Below are 17,107 nucleotides of genomic sequence, written 5' to 3'. Positions count from 1 at the left end.
GGGCGTCGGGGTCAGGCCGGTCGTCCATCCGGTCCGAGTGGTCTGTCCGGGCCAAGCGGTCTGTCTGGTCCGGGCGGGCTGTTCGGTTCAGGCGGTCTGTTCGGTTCAGGAGGTCGTCGGGGGCGTCGCCGCCGTACGTCGTGATCCGCAGCCCGGGGATCTCCGCCTTCGCGAGGTCGTCCACGGCCCGGATGTCGCACAGCGCGTGCCCGACCCGGGCGATCTCGCACATCGTGGCCAGCTCGTGGGGGCGCTGCTGGGCGAGGACGGTGACGGCGACCGCGCCCGCCTTCAGCACGGCCAGCCAGCAGGCGGCCAGCCACGGTGTCGTGGGCCCGCGCAGGAGGACACGGTTGCCGGGCACCACACCGAGGTCGGAGGTCAGGACGTGCGCGATCCGGTCGACCCGGGCGCGGAGATCGCCGTACGTCCATACGTCGCCGGACCCCGTACGGAAGACAGGACGCTCCGGATCGGCGTGGTCGAGGAGCTCGGCGGCGCAGTTCAGCCGTTCGGGGTAGCGCAGCTCGGGGAGGTCGAAGCGGAGCTCGGGCCACTGGCCGGGGGGTGGGAGGTGGTCGCGGGCGAAGGTGTCGACGTGGGCCGAGGTCGTCGGCCGCCAGGTGTCGATGGCGTCCCTTGGGTCCATGGCGGTTCGCCCCCTTGTCGTGGTGGGCTCGCGCATCGAGCGTATCGTGTTGGTGACGACAGTCAACGGCCCGCGATAGCCTTGCGGTGTGGCCCGACAGGGGAGAGGGGACCGGCAATGACCGCATTCTCGCTCGATCCGGCACAAACCGCCTGGTGCGCAAAGTTGAGCGCACTCGCCGCCGACTGTCTGCGTCCCTTGGCCGAGAAGGGCGAGCCGGGCCACGTCAACCGCCCGCTCATCGCGGAACTGGCCCAACTCGGCCTCCTGAAGCGCCTGTTCACCTCCGGGGCGCTCGACCTCTGCCTGATGCGCGAGTCCCTCGCGTACGCCTGCACGGAGGCGGAGACGGCCCTCGCCCTCCAGGGCCTGGGCGCCCACCCGGTGTACGCGTACGGCACCCCGGCCCAGCGCGACCGCTGGCTGCCGCGCGTGGCCGGCGGCACGGCAGTGGCGGCCTTCGCCCTGAGCGAGCCGACCGCGGGCTCGGACGCGGCGGCCCTGACGCTCCGGGCAGAACGGCACCCCTCGCAACGGGACGCCTCGCAGCGGGCCCAGCGGGATGTGCCGAGGCGGGCCGGGCAGGGCGGCTCGACTGCGGGCGAGCCGGGTACTCCCGCGCGTGCCCCGGGCAGTGGGAGCCGTGGTGCGGCGAGCGCCGCGGGCAGTGGGGCACCGGGTGCTGCGGGCGGCCGGGCCAGTAGGGCACCGCGTGCCGAACCCGCCACCCCCTTGGGTGCCGAACCCGACGGCGTCCACCGTTGGCGGCTCACCGGTGAGAAGTGCTGGATCTCCAACGCGCCCGAAGCCGACTTCTACACCGTCTTCGCCCGCACCACGCCGGACGCCGGCGCCCGCGGAGTGACCGCCTTCCTCGTGCCCGCCGACCGGCCCGGGCTCACCGGCACCCCCCTCGACATGCTCTCCCCGCACCCCATCGGCGCCCTCGCCTTCGATGCCGTACCGGTGAGCGCGGACGATGCCCTCGGGGAACCCGACCATGGCTTCCGCGTCGCCATGAACACCCTCAACCTCTTCCGTCCCAGCGTCGGGGCCTTCGCGGTCGGGATGGCGCAGGCCGCGCTGGACGCCACGCTTGCTCATACGGCTCGACGAGAGGCGTTCGGCGGCAAGTTGAGCGACCTTCAGACCGTGGCCCACCAGGTCGCCGAGATGGCCCTGCGGACGGAGGCGGCACGCCTGATGGTGTACGCGGCGGCAGCGGCGTACGACGAAGGCGCCCCGGACGTGCCGAAGCGCGCCGCGATGGCGAAGCTGCTCGCCACCGAGACCGCGCAGTACGTCGTCGACGCGGCCGTCCAACTGCACGGCGCCCGCGCCCTGCGCCGCGGCCACCTCCTCGAACATCTCTATCGCGAGGTACGCGCCCCACGGATCTACGAGGGTGCCAGCGAAGTCCAACGGGCTGTCATCGCAAAGGAGTTGTACAGGGAGTCGGAGGGCAAGGAGTCGGACGGCAGGAATCCGGACGACGGCAAGGCGCCGTACGCGAAGGGGCAGCGCGCATGACCACCGAGCGCGTCAATCCGCCCGGCCTCTCCCCGCCCACCGGCTTCTCGCACGCCGTCACCACCACCGGCTCCCGCGTCGTCTACCTCGCCGGGCAGACCGCGCTCGACACCGAGGGAAAGATCGTCGGGACCACACTCCCCGAGCAGTTCGAGCGCGCGCTGGCCAACCTCCTCACCGCCCTGCGCGCGGCCGGAGGCAACCCCGGCGACCTCGCCCGCGTCACCGTCTACACCACGGACGTCGACGACTACCGCGCCCACGCCCCCCAACTCGGCCGTGTCTGGCGGACGTTGGCGGGACGCGAATACCCGGCGATGGCCGTGCTCGGAGTCGTACGGCTCTGGGACACACAGGCACTGGTGGAGCTCGACGGGGTCGCGGTCCTCTCTTAGCGCCTGTTCTCAGGCCCTGTCGTGGTCCTCCTGCACGGCCTCGTCCACGATGCCACCGTCTGGCGCAAGGTGGTCGCCGACCTGCGCGCTGACCACCGGGTCATCGCCCCGACGCTGCCCTACGGCTCCCATCGGCGCCCCATGGACCGGCCGATCTCGCCGGACGTCGTGAACGACCTGATCGTGGAGTTCCTGGACCGGCTGGACCTGCGGGACGTCACGCTCGTGGAAAGCGACTGCGGACGGGCCCAGACCGTGGCCGCGCGGCATCCGGAGCGTCTGGCACGGCTCGTACTGATCTCGTGCGAGGCCTTCGACAACTACCCGCCGGGCCTGCCCGGGAAGATGCTCGCGCTCGCCTGCAAGGTGCCCGGCGGTGTTCCGCTCATGGTCCGCACCCTGGGGCTGAAGCCGCTGCGCCGGCTGCCCGTCGGGATCGGCTCGCTCACCAAGCGGCCCGTGCCGGACGAGATCGTCGACGGCTGGCTGCGACCGCTGCGTACGCAGAAGGGGATCCGCGGGGACTTCCGCCACTACGGCACCCACATCCGCAAGACCGAACTCCTCGAGGCCGCCGAGGGGCTGCGGAAGTTCGACAAGCCCGCGCTCGTCGTCTGGGCGACCGAGGATCTGATGATGCCGCGCGAACACGGCCGGCGCCTGGCCGAACTCCTGCCGCAGGGCCGGCTGCTGGAGATCGAGGACTCACGGACGCTGATCGCGGAGGACCAGCCGGAGCAACTCGCCTATGCCCTGCGGGAGTTCATCGCTGAAACACACTGACCGCCGCCAGGCGGGGACGGTCGGTGGCCAGGCGCTCAGGCGGCGATGCTCAGCTGCCCGACCGGTACGCGGTGCGGGGCGACGACGCGGCCGTCGGGCAGCAGCTCACCCGTGTCGTCGAAGATGATCGCGCCGTCGCACAGCAGGTACCAGCCCTGCTCGGGGTGGGCGGCGACGATGTGCGCGGTGTCGCGGCCGGAGCGGCCGGAACGGTCGGGGTGGCCGGAGCTGTCGGAGAGGTTGGACGACGGGCAGGAAGGCCGGTGAGTACACATGGCGCACCTCCGCGTGCGACGGGGTCGGGCGGCGTGGTCGCCGCCTCATAGGTAGACCATGCTCCGGCCGTGAACTCATCGGAACCGCTGCCCGAGAAGCGTGACAACACGCGGACAAGACGCGGACACGCCTCGGACGTCCCCGGGACGGACGGCACGAACCTCCGCCGAAGGGGTGACGATCACAGCCATCGCGATTGATCGCCGCGTATCGCCGGGAACCTCCTCGCAAGGAGGTAATCCCATGTTCCTACGTCAGCTCGTCGGCGGGGCCGCCGGTGCGGTGCTGCTGCTCGCCGCACCGTCCGCGACCGCTCTCGCCGACCCCGCCGCCCGCGCCGACGCCGGCGACATGGTGACCATCGACAAGATCGGCCGGGTCGCGGCGGACGGCACCGTCACGCTCTCCGGCACCTACCGCTGCGCGGACGGCACCGCCCCGGTCTTCGTGAGCTCGTCCCTGGCCCAGGGCGACATCAGCTACGTACAGCAGAGCATCGGCGGCACCCGCGCCGTCTGTGACGGAGCCGATCACCGCTGGACGAACACCGGCCAGACGGATCCGGGTCGTTTCAAGCCCGGCCCGGCCCGCGTAGAAGCCTCCGTGGTGGAACTCCGCAACGACGGCTGGCTCCCCCTGCCGCACATCCGCGTGACCAAAGAACAGGGCATCTCGCTCACCGAGAGCTGACGTCACGTACCGGAGGGACTCGGTCAGGGATGTTGTCGGTCGTGGTGCCCTGTTTCAACGAGGAACAGGTTCTTGAGGCGTTCAACGACGAACTCCACGCGCGGCTCGACGAACTCCAGGAGCCGTACGAGGTGGTGTTCGTCGACGACGGCTCCACCGATGGCACGCTGGCCCTGCTGCGCGCGTTCGCCTTCCGCGACCCCCATGTCCGCTATCTGTCCCTGTCACGGAACTTCGGCAAGGAAGCCGGTCTGCTCGCGGGCCTGCGCGAGTGCACCGGGGACCACATCGCCATCATGGACGCCGACCTCCAGCATCCGCCCTCCCTGCTCGGCCGGATGCTCGACCTCCGGCGCGAGGGCTTCGACCAGGTGGTCGCCCGCCGGACCCGGGACCACGACGGCCCCCTGCGGACGCTTCTGAGCCACGGCTACTACCGGCTCGTCAACCACTGGGCCGACATCGAAATGGTCGACGGCGCCGGGGACTTCCGCCTCCTGTCGCGCCGTGCCGTGGACGCGCTCCTGGACCTGGGCGAGCGCAACCGCTTCTCCAAGGGCCTGTTCTCGTGGATCGGCTTCAGCACCGTCTTCTTCGACTACACGGACACGCCACGCGCCGGCGGCCACAGCAAGTGGAGCTACCGCAAACTCCTCAACTACGCGGTGGACGGCCTGGTCTCCTTCAACAGCCGCCCGTTGCGCCTGGCCATCCACATCGGGCTCCTGCTCTCCGGCCTCGCCCTCGCCTACGCCGCCTGGACGGTCGGCGCCGTGCTCATCGGCGGCATCACCGCACCCGGATACGTCACCCTGCTCGTCGGGATCACCGGCTTCGGCGGAATGCAGATGGTGCTGCTCGGCCTCATCGGCGAGTACGTCGGCCGGGTCTACAACGAGTGCAAGCAGCGGCCCCACTACCTGGTGAGCGAGCGCCCGCCCGCGGACGTCACCCGTCCGCCCGCGCTGCGGACCCGCTCCTCGTGAAGGGGCAGATCCTGCGGTTCGCGCTCGTCGGAGCCGTCAACACCGGGACGTACTACGTCATCTACCGGCTGCTGTGCCTGTGGCTGCCGTATCTGGCCGGGCACATCCTGGCGACCCTGCTGAGCATGATCGGCTCCTTCTTCATGAACGTGCGCTTCACCTACCGCACCGACCCGACCTGGCAGAAGTTCGTGCTGTTCCCGCTGACCAATGCCGCGAACCTCGTCCTGACCACGGCCGGGGTCTACGCGATGGTCTCCGGCCTCGGCATGGACGCGCGCGTCGCCCCGCTGATCGCCGCCGTCGGCGCGATCCCCATCACCTTCCTGATCGCCCGCCGCATCCTGGTGTCGGCGTGAAGGCCCGTTTCGCCGGACCCGGCCTCGCCGCGGCGGTCGCCATGGCCTCCTTCCTGATGGCGGGCGCGGTGCGCGGCACATACCCCTTCGGGGACCGCTCGCGCGCCGTCAACGACCTCGGCAACCAGTTCGTGCCCTTCCACGCCCACTTCTGGGATCTGCTGCACGGCACCTCGTCCGGCGATCTCTTCTTCAACTGGAACAGCGCCTTCGGGGTGCCCTACTGGGCGGACTTCGTCAGCTACCTCGGCAACCCGTTCTCGCTGCTCGTCGCGGCCTTCCCGCGGCGCCAGGTCGACCTGGGCGTCTATACGGGGGAGTGTCTGAGCATCGGCCTCGCCGCGGCGGTCATGGTGCTGTGGCTGCGGCGGCTGCGGCCCGGCCCCTGGTGGCAGGCGGGGCTGCTGGGGGCCGCGTACGGACTGTCGGGCTGGACGCTCAACGACGGCGCGTTCGACCCGATGTGGCTGTGGGGCCTGACGGCGTTCCCGCTGATGCTGCTCGCACTCGACCGCTGCACCCGCGAGCGCGGCTGGCTCTGGGCCGTTCCGATGGTGGGCCTGGCCTGGGCCGGAAACTTCTACACCGCGCTGATGGCCGCCGTCGGGACGGTCGTCGTCGGCGTCGTGCTCGTGGCCACGCGCGAGTGGAGCCGGACGGGGCTGACGCGGTTCGCCGGTCGTGCGGTGCTGGCCTTCGTGCTCGGTACGGCGCTTGCGGCGCCCGTGATCTGGCCCTCGTATCTGGCCGCCGCGGGCGCCCAGCCGATCCCCGCCGTGCCCTTCAGCCCTCCGCCGCCACTGGAGTACGTACTCCAACTGCTGCCCGCACAGCGGGGCTTCGGCAGCCTGCCGAGGTTCTTCGTGGGCATGCTCGCCCTGCTGCTGGTGTTCGCCTTCCCGCTCAGCGGGCACATCCCCCTGCGTACGCGGGTGGCGTGGTGCGTGGCGCTGATCGCCGTGGTCGCCTCCTTCTGCTGGCTGCCCACGGTCAAGGTCTGGTACGGGCTCTCCCAGCCCAACGGCAGCCCGTACCGCGCGACGTTCGTCCTCACCGGCCTGCTGGTGTCGGTCGCGTGGCTCTGCCTCGCCCACCGGCCACGGCCAGGGCCGCTGCTCGCCGCCGGTGCGGTCACCTGCGTCCTCGCCGCCGTGTCCGTACGGAACGAGAACGGTGTGAGTCACCTGACCTGGCTCGTGGTCCTCGGCTCGGGCGGGCTCACCCTCGTACTCCTGCTGCTGCTCGCCCGGAAGCGCGCCCGTCCGCCGACCCGGCCACTGGCCGCCGTCGCGCTCGCCGCAGTGGTACTCGCCGAGTCCGCCGCCAGCGGCGTCGCCGTCGACCAACAACGCCACACGCTGGCCTTCTTCACCCCCAAGCCCACGTGGAGCGCCCGGCACGACGCCGTACGCGAGACCGTCACCCGGCTCGGCGGCTGGCCCGACCGCCGCACCGTCACCGGACCGCCCGAGATCGTCAACAACGACCCGCAGCTCCTGGGCGGCGAAGGCCCGGCCTACTACAGCAGTTACGTGCCGAAGCAGACCGCACGCCTCATGCGGCGCCTCGGCTACTCCTGGACCATGTACGGCCGTCACCTGATCCCCCAGGACAACCCCGTCGCCGACGCGATCTTCTCCGTCGGCGCCCGGATCCGGCACACCGAGGGTGCGGGTCACGTACGCGTCGAACGCTTCCCCGCGCCGCCGCTCGTGACCGTCCACCCGCGCAAGGCACACCGACCACCCGACGACTCCTCGGTGTTCGTCCAGCAGCAGGCCGTGCTGGGGCACGAGGTGTACGAGCTGCCGCGGATCTCCTTCGCGGGACCGGACGGCTCGGCTGCGGGCGCCCCGGCCCCGCCGCGAGCTGGACGCCCGTACCGGCTGACCGCCGCGCGGGCCCCGTACCGGATCACCGCGCGGTGCCGCCCCGGCAGCCGCCTCTACGTCGACGGGTCCTGGACCGATGCCATGATCGCGGGACCCGGTGGGACGTCCGTACGGCTGTGGGGTGAGCGCCCCGAGAAGGCGGTGGCCACCAAGTCGCTCGGCACCGTCCCGGGGGACGGCCGCGTCACCGTCACCATCCCGACCGTCTTCCAGGACACCGAGTTGCCGCGCTCGCCCATCGGCTGCCTCGACCCCGGCACGCTACGGCGGGCGGTCGCGGACCTGCGGGCCCGGGGCGCCACGCACGTCGCGGCGGGCGGCCACAGTGTGCGCGCCACGCTCCCGGCCGGTTCCGCGGGCACGGCCGTCATCGCCACCGCGCGTACGCCGGGCTGGCGCTGCGCGGTGGACGACGGCCCGATGCGCGCCCCGCACAGCCGCCTCGGCCTGCTGGCGGTACCACTGCCGGACCCCTCCGGGCACCGACTCCACTGCTCCTTCCGGCCCCCGGGCCTGCGCGCGGCGACGGCTGTGAGCGTGGGGGCGGGCGCGGTGGCGCTGCTGCTGTGCTGCCGTACCCGTATCCGTGCTCGTACCCGTACCCGTACCCGTACAAGGAGACGGGCGGGATCTTCTGTTATGCGACGAGTTCCTTGGTGATGCGGTTCAGCATGAAGGCCGAGGACTCGCGGGCCCGTTCCTCCCAGGCGAAGACGCAGGACGTGGCGACGCCGTCGAAGTCCAGCTCGCGCAGGGTGCCGAAGAAGGTGTCCCAGTCGACCTCGCCCTGGCCGACGTCGAGGTGCTGGTGGATACGGGCCGGGGTGCCGGGCGGGTTGAGGATGTAGCGCAGTCCGGACGAGCCCTTGTGGTTGAAGGAGTCCGCGATGTGCACGTGCTGGAGCTTGTCGCCCGCGTAGCGCATCATCGCCGCTATGTCCGCCGTCGGGTCGGCACCGGACAGGTGGAAGGAGTGCGGGGCGCAGTAGAGGTAGTTCACCCAGGGCTTGTTGATGGCGCGGACCAGGTCGACCGCGGGGGTGTTCTCCTCGCAGAAGTCGTCCGGGTGCGCCTCCAGGTTGAGCGCGATGCCCTCGCGCTCGAACAGCGGCAGCAGCTCGTCAAGGGAGCGCCAGAACGCGGCCTCGCTCTCGGCGGCCCGTTCGGGGCGGCCGTTGAACTCGGAGTTCATCAGCCGGCATTCGAGGTCCGCGGTGACCTCGATCATCCGCTTCCAGTAGCGCACGGCCGCCTGCCGCTCCGTCTCGTCGGGTGAGGACCACTTGTACAGCGGCAGCACGGAGGACAGCTGCACGCCGTGCGTGCGCAGGGAGTTCTTCAGTTGCGCGATGCGTTCGTCGTCCGCGCGCGGGTGCACGAAGAACGGCATGAAGTCGTCACGCGGGGACAACTCGATGTACTCATAGCCGAGTTCGGCGACCGTGCGCACCATGTCGTCGATGGGCAGGGCGCGGAACATGTACGGGTCGAGGGCGATTTTCATGCGGTGCCTCCGTAAAAGGCGGGCCGGGGCTTCATGTCGACGGTGACGAGCCGGCCGCCCGAATCCAGGGACTGGACGGTGGCGTCGGTGATGACGGTCGCGGCGTAGCCGTCCCAGGCGGACGGACCGGTGGGCTCGGCGCCCGCCGCGACCGAGGCGATCCACTCGCGGAACTCGGTGTCGAAGGCGTCGGCGAAGCGGGCCTTCCAGTCCTGCGGCACGGCGGTGCTGTGCCGCCCACGCGTGCGGATGCCGACGGCGGCCGGGTCGGGCAGCCGTACGAGGCCTTCCTCGCCCACGGTCTCGCACTGGATGTCGTAGCCGTACTGGCAGTTGACGAAGACCTCCAGATCGATGCGGACCCCGTTCGCCGTCTCGAAGAGCATGATCTGCGGATCCTGAAGGTGCTCGAACCGCCTGCTCGTGGCACGCGGACTGACCACCTGGGCGGAGACGATCTCGTCGTCCAGCAGCCAGCGCAGTACGTCGATCTCGTGCACGGCCGTGTCCTGCGCGGCCATCGCGGAGTGGTACGCGTCGGGCACGGTCGGGTTGCGGTGGGCGCAGTGCACGATCAGCGGGGTGCCGATGGAGCCGGCGGCCAGGACCTCCTTCATCTGGCGGTAGCCGGGGTCGAAGCGGCGCATGAAGCCGACCTGGACGAGACGGCGGCCGTGCGCGCGCTCGGCCTCGACGACGCGCAGGCAGTCCTCGGCGGTGGTGGCGAGGGGCTTCTCGCAGAACACCGGCTTGCCGGCCGCGACGGCGTTCAGGACGTGCTCGGCGTGCGTGGGGCCCCAGGAGGTGACGAGGACGGCGTCCACGTGGGGCGAGTCGATCAGGTCGGCGCCGGTCGGCAGGACGGTGGCGCCGAACCGGGCGGCGGCCTGCGCGGCACGGCCCGCGTCGATGTCGGTCACCGCGGTGACCGAGGCCCCGGTGACGACCTCGGTCAGGCGCCGTATGTGGTCCTGGCCGATCATTCCGGCGCCGATGACGCCTACGCGTACGGTCATGGGTCGTTCCCTTCAGGGGATCAGGAGAAGCGCGCCCGGAGTTCGGCTTCGAGGCTTTCGAGGGTGCGGCCCTTGGTCTCGGGGACGTAGAGCTTGACGAAGGTGAGGGAGAAGAGCCCCGCCACCACGAACAGGAAGAACGTGCTGGAGATCCCGATGCCGGAGACCAGCGAAGGGAAGACCAGACCGATCACGAAGTTGGTCAGCCACAGCACCACGGCGGCGACGCCCATCCCGAAGCCGCGCATCCGCATCGGGAAGATCTCCGAGAGCATCAGCCAGGTCACCGGCGAGATCGCGCCCTGCTGGAAGGCGAGGAAGGTGACCGTCATGGCGAGCACGGCGTAGGCCCGGCCGTCGCCCGAGGGCAGCGTCAGCGAGAACACGCCGATCATCAACAGGGCCGCCGTGGTGCCCATCTGACCCGCCATCAGCATGGGCCGGCGGTTGACGCGGCCAAGGAGCCAGATGCCGACAAAAGTAGCGAGCACGGAGATGACACCGTTGGCGATGTTCGCGGTCAGTGCGCTGTCCGAGGCGAAACCGGCGTCGGTGAGGATCTGCGTGCCGTAGTACATGATCGTGTTCACGCCGGTGATCTGCTGCACGATCGCGATGCCGAAGCCGATGAACATCAGCTTGCGCACCCAGGGCGTGGACCGTATGTCCTGCCAGCCGCCGAGCTTGGCCTGATCGTCCTTGACGGCGAGCGCGGTCACCTCGCTCAGTTCGGCCTGGGCCCGCTGCTCGGACCTGACCTGCTTGAGCACCTCGAAGGCCTCGCCGAAGCGGCCCTTGGAGGCCAGCCAGCGGGGGCTCTCCGGCATGACCAGCATGCCGAACCACAGCACGACGGCCGGCAGGGTCGCGATCACCAGCATGTAGCGCCACACACCGCCGGACTCGCCGCCCACCCGGGCGATGACCGCGTTGGAGGTGAAGGCCAGCAACTGCCCACTGACGATCATGAGTTCGTTGCGGGTGACCAGCGCGCCGCGCCGTTCGGCGGGCGAGATCTCCGCGAGGTACACCGGCACGGTCACCGAGGCGCCACCGACCGCGAGACCGAGCACGAACCGTGCCACCACCATCACCGCGGTGGTCGGGGCGAGGGTGCAGCCGAGCGCGCCGACGAAGAACAGCACCGCCAGCAGCAGGATGTTGCGCCGCCTTCCGCGCGCATCCGAGAGCCGGCCGCCGACGACGGCCCCGAGGGCCGCGCCGAGCAGCAGCGAGCTGGTGACCATGCCCTCGGTGACCGGGGTCAGGCCGAGGTCGTCGGTCATGTACGGCAGGGCGCCGTTGATGACGCCGGTGTCGTAGCCGAAGAGCAGTCCGCCGAAGGTGGCGATGACCGTGATGAGCCGCAGCCGCCTGGAGACCGCCGGAGGGGCGTCGTCCGTGACCGGGGTGGCGGTCTTCGGGGCTTGTGCCGCGTCGTCCCTGATGTCCATGGCGCCTCCTTACCGGGTGTTGTCGGGGCGTCGGGTTCCGGTCAGGCCGCAGCCGGCCAGGTGCTCACGCGTGCGTACGGCGATGGGCAGCGGCACGTCGGGGGCGCACGGGTACAGGTCCTGCTCGACGATCACGAACAACTCGGCGTCGAGCCGCGCGAGTTCGGCCACCACGTCGGCCGGCTTCGGCACGCCCGCCGGGGGAGAGACGCACACGCCACGCTTGACGGCCTCGCCGAACGACAGCTTCTCGGCGGCGACCTGGGCGAGGATCCCGGGGTCCATCTGCTTGATGTGGACGTACCCGACGCGCTCGCCGAACCGGCGGATCAGGTCCAGGTTGTCGCCGCCGCCGTAGGCCACGTGCCCGGTGTCCAGGCAGAGGTTGGTGTAGCGGCTGTCGGACTCGTTGAGCAGCCGCTCGATCTCCGGCTGGGTCTGGACGTGGCTGTCGGCGTGCGGATGGATGACGAGCCGTACGTCGTACTCGTCCAGGAGCAGCTTCCCGAGCCGGTCGGCGGCCCGGCCGAAACCCGCCCACTGCCCGGCGGTCAGCTCCGGCGACTCGGTGAACCTGCCGGTCTTCTCGTCCCGGTACATCGGCGGGATGAAGACGAGGTGGTGGGCGCCCGCGGCGGCGGTGAGCGCGGCGACCCGGCGGACGTGGGCGAGCATCTCGTCCCAGGCCTCCGGGCGGTGCAGCGCGCCGAAGGCGGTGCCGCCGGAGACCTTGAGCCCGCGGGCGTCCAGCTCGGCCTTGAGGCGCTGCGGGTCGGTGGGGAGATAGCCGTACGGGCCGAGTTCGAGCCACTCGTAGCCGGCCTCGGCCAGCTCGTCGAGGAAGCGGCTGTACGACACCTGGTGCTCGTCCTCGGGGAACCAGACGCCCCACGAGTCGGGGGCCGAGCCCAGGCACAGGTTGCCTGCGACGGTACGAAGCGGGGATGGCGCCGTTGCCATGGGGTGCCCTTCGGGTTGAGATCGACTTGCTGGTTTCCCTTTGCTCCGGAGACTCCGGAATCGTCACGGAAAGAGCTACCTGGCGCGCTCTACTAGCGCGCTCTAGTGCGAGTACGATGGCCCCTGTTCAAATGTCATGTCAATAGCTTGTTGCCGGGGGATTTCGTGCCCGCCCGCTGGAGTGGGCGGCGTCGGAGGGTGGGTTCACAGGTGGTTGCGTCGGGCAGGCAGCGCCCCACGATGGCGGATGTCGCCGAGAAGGCGGGGGTGTCCCGGGCGCTGGTCTCGATCGTCTTCCGCAACCAGCCGGGGGCCGGCGAGGAGACCCGTGAGCGGATCCTGCGCGTCGCCGACGAGATCGGCTACCGCCCCGACAGTGCGGCCAGGCTCCTGGCGCGTGGGCGCAGCCGCACGCTCGGCGTGATGTTCACCGTGCACCAGATCTTCCACACGGATCTCATCGAGGGGATCTACCCCGAGGCCGAACGGCTCGGCTACGACGTCCTGCTCTCCGCCACCGCCCAGGGCCGCAGCGAGGCCAAGGCGGTCGAGGCGCTGCTCAGTCACCGCTGCGAGGCGCTGATCGTGCTGGGCTCCGACGCCGAGGCCGACTACCTCGACGAACTCGCAGGGCGCGCGGTGACCGTCTCGGTCGGTCGCCGGGTGCCGGGCGCCCGCGTGGACTCCGTGCACAGCGCCGAGGGCAAGGGCGTACGGCAGGCGATGGACCATCTGGTGGAACTGGGGCACCGCCGGATCGTGCACATCGACGGGGGCCGTGGCCCCGGCTCGGCCGAACGCCGACGCTCCTATCGGGCCGCCATGCGCCGGCACGGACTGGACGCGGAACTACGGGTGATTCCCGGCCGGCACACCGAGGAGTCCGGCATCGAGACCGGCCGCCTGCTGCTGGCGGAACGCGACCGGGGGCAACCCCTGCCGACGGCGATCCTCGCGGGCAACGACCGTTGCGCCATGGGCGTGATGATGGCCCTGGCGCGGGCCGGCGTCGAGATCCCGCGTGACCTCTCCGTCGTCGGCTACGACGACAGCCACCTCTCCCACCTGATGCCGATCGGTCTGACCACCGTGCGCCAGGATTCGGTGCTGATGGCGGAGCACGCGGTGCGGTTCGCCGTGGAGCGGCTGGAGAAGCCGGAAATGGAGCCGCGAGAGGCCGTGCTGGACCCGAAGCTGGTGGTGCGGGGCACGAGCGGGCCGCCTCCGTCGGGGGCGGCCTGAGTTCCGGGGCGGTGTCGCCGCCGCTGAGCGCCGCTGATCTCGTTGCTCGGTACCCCTTCCGGCCTAGTCATCTCCCTCCTCCAGCAGCCCCGACGTAGCCACCAGATACCCCAGCTGCGCCCTGCTCCCGCTCCCCAGGAGGACCGACGCCTTCTTTAAGTGCTCCGCGACGCTTCGGCGGCTCATGCCGAGGCGGCGGGCGATGGAGCTGTCCGTCTCGCCGGAGACGACCGCGCGCAGGATCGTCTGCTGGAGGTCGGAGGCGACGGCGGGGCCCCGGCGCTCGGCGGCGTCCGCGGGGTTGATGGGGGTCGAGCGTTCCCAGGTCTGCTCGAAGACGCGGACCAGGAAGCGGACGAGGGCGGGATCCCAGATCTGCAGGGCTCCGTCCGCGGTGTCGTCCGACAGCGGGATGAAGGCGACCGAGCGGTCGCAGACGATCAGCCGCTCGACGACCTCCGCCAGGGTGCGGACCTCGGCTCCCGCCTCGGTGACCCGCTCGATGTACGCCATGGTCGGCCGGTGCGTGTGCACGGTGTGCTGGTAGAGGGTGCGCTGCCGCACCCCGCGCCGCAGGGCCCCCAGGTCGCGGCCGAGGGCCTCGCGGAGCGTGGCCTCCGCGCGGCCCCCGCCCGGCTGGGCGGTGAGCAGTTCGTGCCGGCAGTCGCCCACAGCGGCATCCAGGGCCGCGCTGATCACGGTCTTCTCGGTCAGCCGGACCAGCGCGGGCCGGGCCTCGCGCTGCTCCCGCGCGTACACCGACTCGAAGGCGGCGAGCCGAGAGGACGCCGCCCGCAGGGCGCGGCGCTGCTCGGCCAGCCGGTCCTCCATCGCGGTCAGTACGGCGAAGCGCGCGGCGTCCGGCGACACGGGCAGGGAGAAGCCGGGCGTGTCCGCGTCGGCGACGACGAGTCCGAGTTCCGTCAGGCAGCGAGGCACCTCGTCGGCCGGCACCCGTCCCTCGCGCAGCGCGGTCCGGTACACCGACAGCGCCTGTGGGCAGGGCCGGGTCGGGCATGTTTCGCGGCAATCACACGTGCGTGGGTCGAAATGATCAGGCTTCACAAGTGTGCAGATTACATTCGTGAGCCCTCGCCCCTCGGGACGAACTCCGCACCGCCTGCCTAGGGTTCGGCGACGAGCACCGCGCCCTGTTGCCGCCCGCGAAGGAAGTCGAGAATGCCGGAATCCGTGACGGCGGCGGTGCGGGAACGCCGGTACCGCATCCTGATCACGGGCTACGCGCTGTCGTCCTACGGCAGCTATCTCAACGTCGTCGCGCTCAATCTGTACGTCTACGCCGTCACCGACCGCGCCCTCGCCGTCGGCGCCTTCATGGCCGTACGCCTCGCCGCGGGATTCGTCGCGGGGCTGCTCGCCGCTCCGATCCTGGCCCGGTGGTCGGCGAAGGGCGTCATGTTCTGGGTGAACGTGATTCAGGCGGCGGTGCTGGCGGCCCTGGTGGCGGCGCCCGACTCGCTGCGCACGCCCGTGCTGTTCGTCGTCTCGGCGGTGGGCGGGATCACCGGCACGGTGTTCCTGGTCGCGCTGCGCAGCGCGGTCATCCCGGAGATGGTGGCCGAGGAGCGCCGTACCTGGGCCAACTCGCTGATGGTGAGCGGCCGTTCGCTGGCGATGGTGGCCGGGTTCGCGTCGGCCGGTGTGGTCGTGGCGCTGCTCGGATACACGGCGGCCTTCCTGCTGGACATGGCGACGTTCCTGATGTGCGCGGTGGCGGTGGCCCAACTGCCCGCCGCCCGGCGGCCGAAGCCGGGCCCGGCGGAGGATGGGAAGGATGCGGAGGATCCGGCCGGGTCCCCGGCGAAGCGCCGTCGGCTGCCCGCCGCGGTCATGGTGCTGGCCGGCGCGCCCGTGCTCGGCCTGATGGTGCTGCTGCGGGGCGTCGACGCGCTCGGCTCGTCCTCCCACAACGCGGCGCTCCCCGTGTACTCGACGGACCTCGACACCGACAGCCCGGCCACGTTCGTCAGCGTGTTCTGGTGTGTGTGGGCGCTCGGCAACATCCTGGCCCAGCAGGTGATCCAGCGCCTGCCGCGCCGCTCGGAGCAGGCCCTGGGCGCGCTGGGCTTCGGGCTCGGCACGATCGTGATGTCCGGCGCTTTCATCCTGGCTTTCGCCGGGCTGCCGTTGACCGCGACCGTGCTGATCGCGCTGGTCGCGGGCGCCGCCGACGGACTGACCGAGGTGTCGTACACCCAGCATCTGCAGACCCTGCCGGACAACCTGCGCACACACGCCTTCGGGCTGTCGGCGACCGTGGAGAGTTTCGGCTTCGGCGCCGGAATGATCGCGGTCGGCGGCGCGCTCGACGTGTTCTCGCCGCTGTCGGTCGTCGCGGTCGCGCACGGCGTGGCCATCGTGATCGCCGTGGTCTTCGTGACCCTGGTACTGCGCCGCCGTACGACGGCGGGATCGGGCGCGGGGGCGGAGGCGCACGCGGAGGTGTGAGTCGGGCCCGAACAGTTGAGGCGGGTGAGGCGGTGAGGCCGGGGAAGGGGGACAGGGGTGCCGGACGACCGACGCGTGGCGGTCATCGGGATGGCGCTGAGATTTCCGGGGGCGGAGACTCCCGAGCAGTACTGGCGTGACATCGAGGCGGGCGTCTCGCACGTACGGCGTTTCACCCGGGCCGAGTTACGGGCCGCGGGCGCGCCCGAGGACCTCCTCGACGACCCTGACCTCGTCGGCGCCAGCGCGCTGCTGGACGGCGTCGACGGATTCGACGCGGCGTTCTTCGGGATGAGCGGGCGCGAGGCGGCGGTGACCGATCCGCAGCAGCGGCTGTTCCTGGAGTGCTGCCACCACGCCCTGGAGGACGGCGGCTACGCCGGCTCCGACGCCCGTATCGGGGTGTACGGCAGTGTCGGGTACCGGCTGTACTCCCTGCACAGCTATCTCGCCAACAACCTCGCGGACACGCCGGGCGACGACTGGATCGCGCAGAAGCAGATCCAGGTCGGCAACTATCCCGACTTCGCGGCCACCCGTGCCGCCTTCCGGCTCGGGCTGCGCGGCCCGGCGGTCAATGTCGCCACCGCCTGCTCCAGCGCCCTCGTCTCGGTCCATCTGGCCTGCCAGGCGCTGCTGGCGGGCGACGCCGAGCTGATGCTGGTGGGCTCGGCGGCCCTGCATCTGCCGCAGATCACCGGGCACCGGCACGTCAAGGGCTCCACGATCTCCCGGAGCGGCACGGTACGGGCCTTCGATGCGGACGCCGACGGCACGGTGGGCGGCAACGGCGTCGCGGCCGTCCTGCTGAAGCCGCTTTCGCGGGCGCTGGCCGACGGCGACACCGTGCACGCCGTCATCCTCGGCTCGGCGGTCACCAACGACGGGGATGGGGATGGGGG

Annotated in this window: 17 protein-coding genes; 10 read left to right on the top strand and 7 right to left on the bottom strand. The window is 71.1% G+C overall.

The features are described from left to right. The coding region (locus G5C60_RS40830; RefSeq protein ID WP_165267516.1) for an AMP-binding protein at positions 1-649 on the bottom strand (649 nt) is incomplete at its 3' end. Positions 650-766: 117 nt separating this feature from the next. Between G5C60_RS40830 and G5C60_RS40825 the strand changes: the two genes are divergently transcribed. Genes G5C60_RS40825 through G5C60_RS40815 form a run of 3 tightly spaced genes read left to right on the top strand, consistent with a single transcriptional unit; the run spans position 767 to position 3,357 of the window. Then, positions 767-2,179, top strand: coding sequence for an acyl-CoA dehydrogenase family protein (locus G5C60_RS40825; protein ID WP_165267514.1), 1,413 nt, complete (start codon positions 767-769; stop codon positions 2,177-2,179). Continuing rightward, positions 2,176-2,574 (top strand): RidA family protein, encoded by a 399-nt coding sequence (locus G5C60_RS40820; RefSeq protein WP_165267512.1) that lies wholly within the window; start codon positions 2,176-2,178, stop codon positions 2,572-2,574. The genes G5C60_RS40825 and G5C60_RS40820 overlap by 4 nt, the downstream gene beginning before the upstream one ends. 21 nt (positions 2,575-2,595) lie before the next feature. Continuing rightward, positions 2,596-3,357 carry an alpha/beta fold hydrolase gene (locus tag G5C60_RS40815; protein ID WP_338146072.1) on the top strand — a complete coding sequence of 254 codons (762 nt, stop codon included), beginning with the start codon at positions 2,596-2,598 and terminating at the stop codon, positions 3,355-3,357. Positions 3,358-3,392: 35 nt separating this feature from the next. Here the strand turns inward: G5C60_RS40815 and G5C60_RS40810 are convergent, their stop codons facing one another. Then, the gene (locus G5C60_RS40810) at positions 3,393-3,632 is read right to left on the bottom strand and encodes a DUF5999 family protein (protein ID WP_165267510.1); all 240 of its coding nucleotides are present in this window, start codon (positions 3,630-3,632) and stop codon (positions 3,393-3,395) included. A 244-nt stretch (positions 3,633-3,876) separates the two neighbouring features. On the opposite strand from G5C60_RS40810, the gene G5C60_RS40805 reads away from it, so the two are divergent. Genes G5C60_RS40805 through G5C60_RS40790 form a run of 4 tightly spaced genes read left to right on the top strand, consistent with a single transcriptional unit; the run spans position 3,877 to position 8,220 of the window. Continuing rightward, positions 3,877-4,323, top strand: a complete 447-nt coding sequence (locus G5C60_RS40805) for a DUF6299 family protein (protein ID WP_165267508.1) — start codon at positions 3,877-3,879, stop codon at positions 4,321-4,323. A 29-nt stretch (positions 4,324-4,352) separates the two neighbouring features. After that, the gene (locus G5C60_RS40800) at positions 4,353-5,309 is read left to right on the top strand and encodes a glycosyltransferase family 2 protein (protein WP_165267506.1); all 957 of its coding nucleotides are present in this window, start codon (positions 4,353-4,355) and stop codon (positions 5,307-5,309) included. Continuing rightward, a complete protein-coding gene (locus G5C60_RS40795; protein ID WP_338146071.1) occupies positions 5,306-5,668 on the top strand; it encodes a GtrA family protein in 363 nt (120 codons plus the stop codon). The genes G5C60_RS40800 and G5C60_RS40795 overlap by 4 nt, the downstream gene beginning before the upstream one ends. Next, positions 5,665-8,220: a YfhO family protein gene (locus G5C60_RS40790; protein ID WP_165267504.1), complete on the top strand. Its 2,556-nt coding sequence runs from the start codon at positions 5,665-5,667 to the stop codon at positions 8,218-8,220. The genes G5C60_RS40795 and G5C60_RS40790 overlap by 4 nt, the downstream gene beginning before the upstream one ends. Here G5C60_RS40790 and G5C60_RS40785 read toward each other — a convergent pair. Genes G5C60_RS40785 through G5C60_RS40770 form a run of 4 tightly spaced genes read right to left on the bottom strand, consistent with a single transcriptional unit; the run spans position 8,198 to position 12,494 of the window. Further along, positions 8,198-9,064, bottom strand: coding sequence for a sugar phosphate isomerase/epimerase family protein (locus tag G5C60_RS40785; protein WP_165267502.1), 867 nt, complete (start codon positions 9,062-9,064; stop codon positions 8,198-8,200). The two genes, G5C60_RS40790 and G5C60_RS40785, sit on opposite strands and share 23 nt — an antisense overlap. Beyond that, on the bottom strand, positions 9,061-10,080 hold the full coding sequence (locus G5C60_RS40780; protein ID WP_165267500.1) for a Gfo/Idh/MocA family oxidoreductase: 1,020 nt from the start codon (positions 10,078-10,080) through the stop codon (positions 9,061-9,063). The genes G5C60_RS40785 and G5C60_RS40780 overlap by 4 nt, the downstream gene beginning before the upstream one ends. A 20-nt stretch (positions 10,081-10,100) precedes the next feature. After that, positions 10,101-11,534 (bottom strand): sugar porter family MFS transporter, encoded by a 1,434-nt coding sequence (locus tag G5C60_RS40775; protein WP_165267498.1) that lies wholly within the window; start codon positions 11,532-11,534, stop codon positions 10,101-10,103. Positions 11,535-11,543: 9 nt separating this feature from the next. Beyond that, positions 11,544-12,494, bottom strand: a complete 951-nt coding sequence (locus tag G5C60_RS40770; RefSeq protein WP_165267496.1) for a TIM barrel protein — start codon at positions 12,492-12,494, stop codon at positions 11,544-11,546. 240 nt (positions 12,495-12,734) lie between these two features. Between G5C60_RS40770 and G5C60_RS40765 the strand changes: the two genes are divergently transcribed. Further along, positions 12,735-13,736 carry a LacI family DNA-binding transcriptional regulator gene (locus tag G5C60_RS40765; RefSeq protein WP_165267494.1) on the top strand — a complete coding sequence of 334 codons (1,002 nt, stop codon included), beginning with the start codon at positions 12,735-12,737 and terminating at the stop codon, positions 13,734-13,736. Between the two features lie 63 nt (positions 13,737-13,799). On the opposite strand, the gene G5C60_RS40760 is transcribed toward G5C60_RS40765, so the two are convergent. Beyond that, the gene (locus G5C60_RS40760; protein ID WP_338146070.1) at positions 13,800-14,720 is read right to left on the bottom strand and encodes a LuxR family transcriptional regulator; all 921 of its coding nucleotides are present in this window, start codon (positions 14,718-14,720) and stop codon (positions 13,800-13,802) included. A gap of 195 nt (positions 14,721-14,915) precedes the next feature. Here G5C60_RS40760 and G5C60_RS40755 point away from each other — a divergent pair, with 195 nt between their 5' ends. Both G5C60_RS40755 and G5C60_RS40750 read left to right on the top strand, forming a co-directional pair. Beyond that, complete coding sequence (locus tag G5C60_RS40755) at positions 14,916-16,205, top strand: MFS transporter (protein WP_165267490.1); 1,290 nt, start codon at positions 14,916-14,918, stop codon at positions 16,203-16,205. 57 nt (positions 16,206-16,262) lie between these two features. Further along, on the top strand, positions 16,263-17,107 hold an 845-nt coding region (locus tag G5C60_RS40750; RefSeq protein WP_338146069.1), incomplete at its 3' end, for a beta-ketoacyl [acyl carrier protein] synthase domain-containing protein.

Origin of the sequence: Streptomyces scabichelini (genome assembly GCF_011045015.1) — a bacterium.
GTDB lineage: Bacteria > Actinomycetota > Actinomycetes > Streptomycetales > Streptomycetaceae > Streptomyces > Streptomyces scabichelini.
Note: the sequence above shows the minus strand (reverse complement) of the source record. Positions and strands in the feature narration are given on the sequence as shown.

Coding starts and splice junctions, on each gene's coding strand:
- G5C60_RS40825 (WP_165267514.1), top strand. CDS start 767: ATGACCGCATTCTCGCTCGATCCGGCACAAACCGCCTGGTGCGCAAAG.
- G5C60_RS40820 (WP_165267512.1), top strand. CDS start 2,176: ATGACCACCGAGCGCGTCAATCCGCCCGGCCTCTCCCCGCCCACCGGC.
- G5C60_RS40810 (WP_165267510.1), bottom strand. CDS start 3,632: ATGTGTACTCACCGGCCTTCCTGCCCGTCGTCCAACCTCTCCGACAGC.
- G5C60_RS40805 (WP_165267508.1), top strand. CDS start 3,877: ATGTTCCTACGTCAGCTCGTCGGCGGGGCCGCCGGTGCGGTGCTGCTG.
- G5C60_RS40800 (WP_165267506.1), top strand. CDS start 4,353: ATGTTGTCGGTCGTGGTGCCCTGTTTCAACGAGGAACAGGTTCTTGAG.
- G5C60_RS40785 (WP_165267502.1), bottom strand. CDS start 9,064: ATGAAAATCGCCCTCGACCCGTACATGTTCCGCGCCCTGCCCATCGAC.
- G5C60_RS40780 (WP_165267500.1), bottom strand. CDS start 10,080: ATGACCGTACGCGTAGGCGTCATCGGCGCCGGAATGATCGGCCAGGAC.
- G5C60_RS40775 (WP_165267498.1), bottom strand. CDS start 11,534: ATGGACATCAGGGACGACGCGGCACAAGCCCCGAAGACCGCCACCCCG.
- G5C60_RS40770 (WP_165267496.1), bottom strand. CDS start 12,494: ATGGCAACGGCGCCATCCCCGCTTCGTACCGTCGCAGGCAACCTGTGC.
- G5C60_RS40765 (WP_165267494.1), top strand. CDS start 12,735: ATGGCGGATGTCGCCGAGAAGGCGGGGGTGTCCCGGGCGCTGGTCTCG.
- G5C60_RS40755 (WP_165267490.1), top strand. CDS start 14,916: ATGCCGGAATCCGTGACGGCGGCGGTGCGGGAACGCCGGTACCGCATC.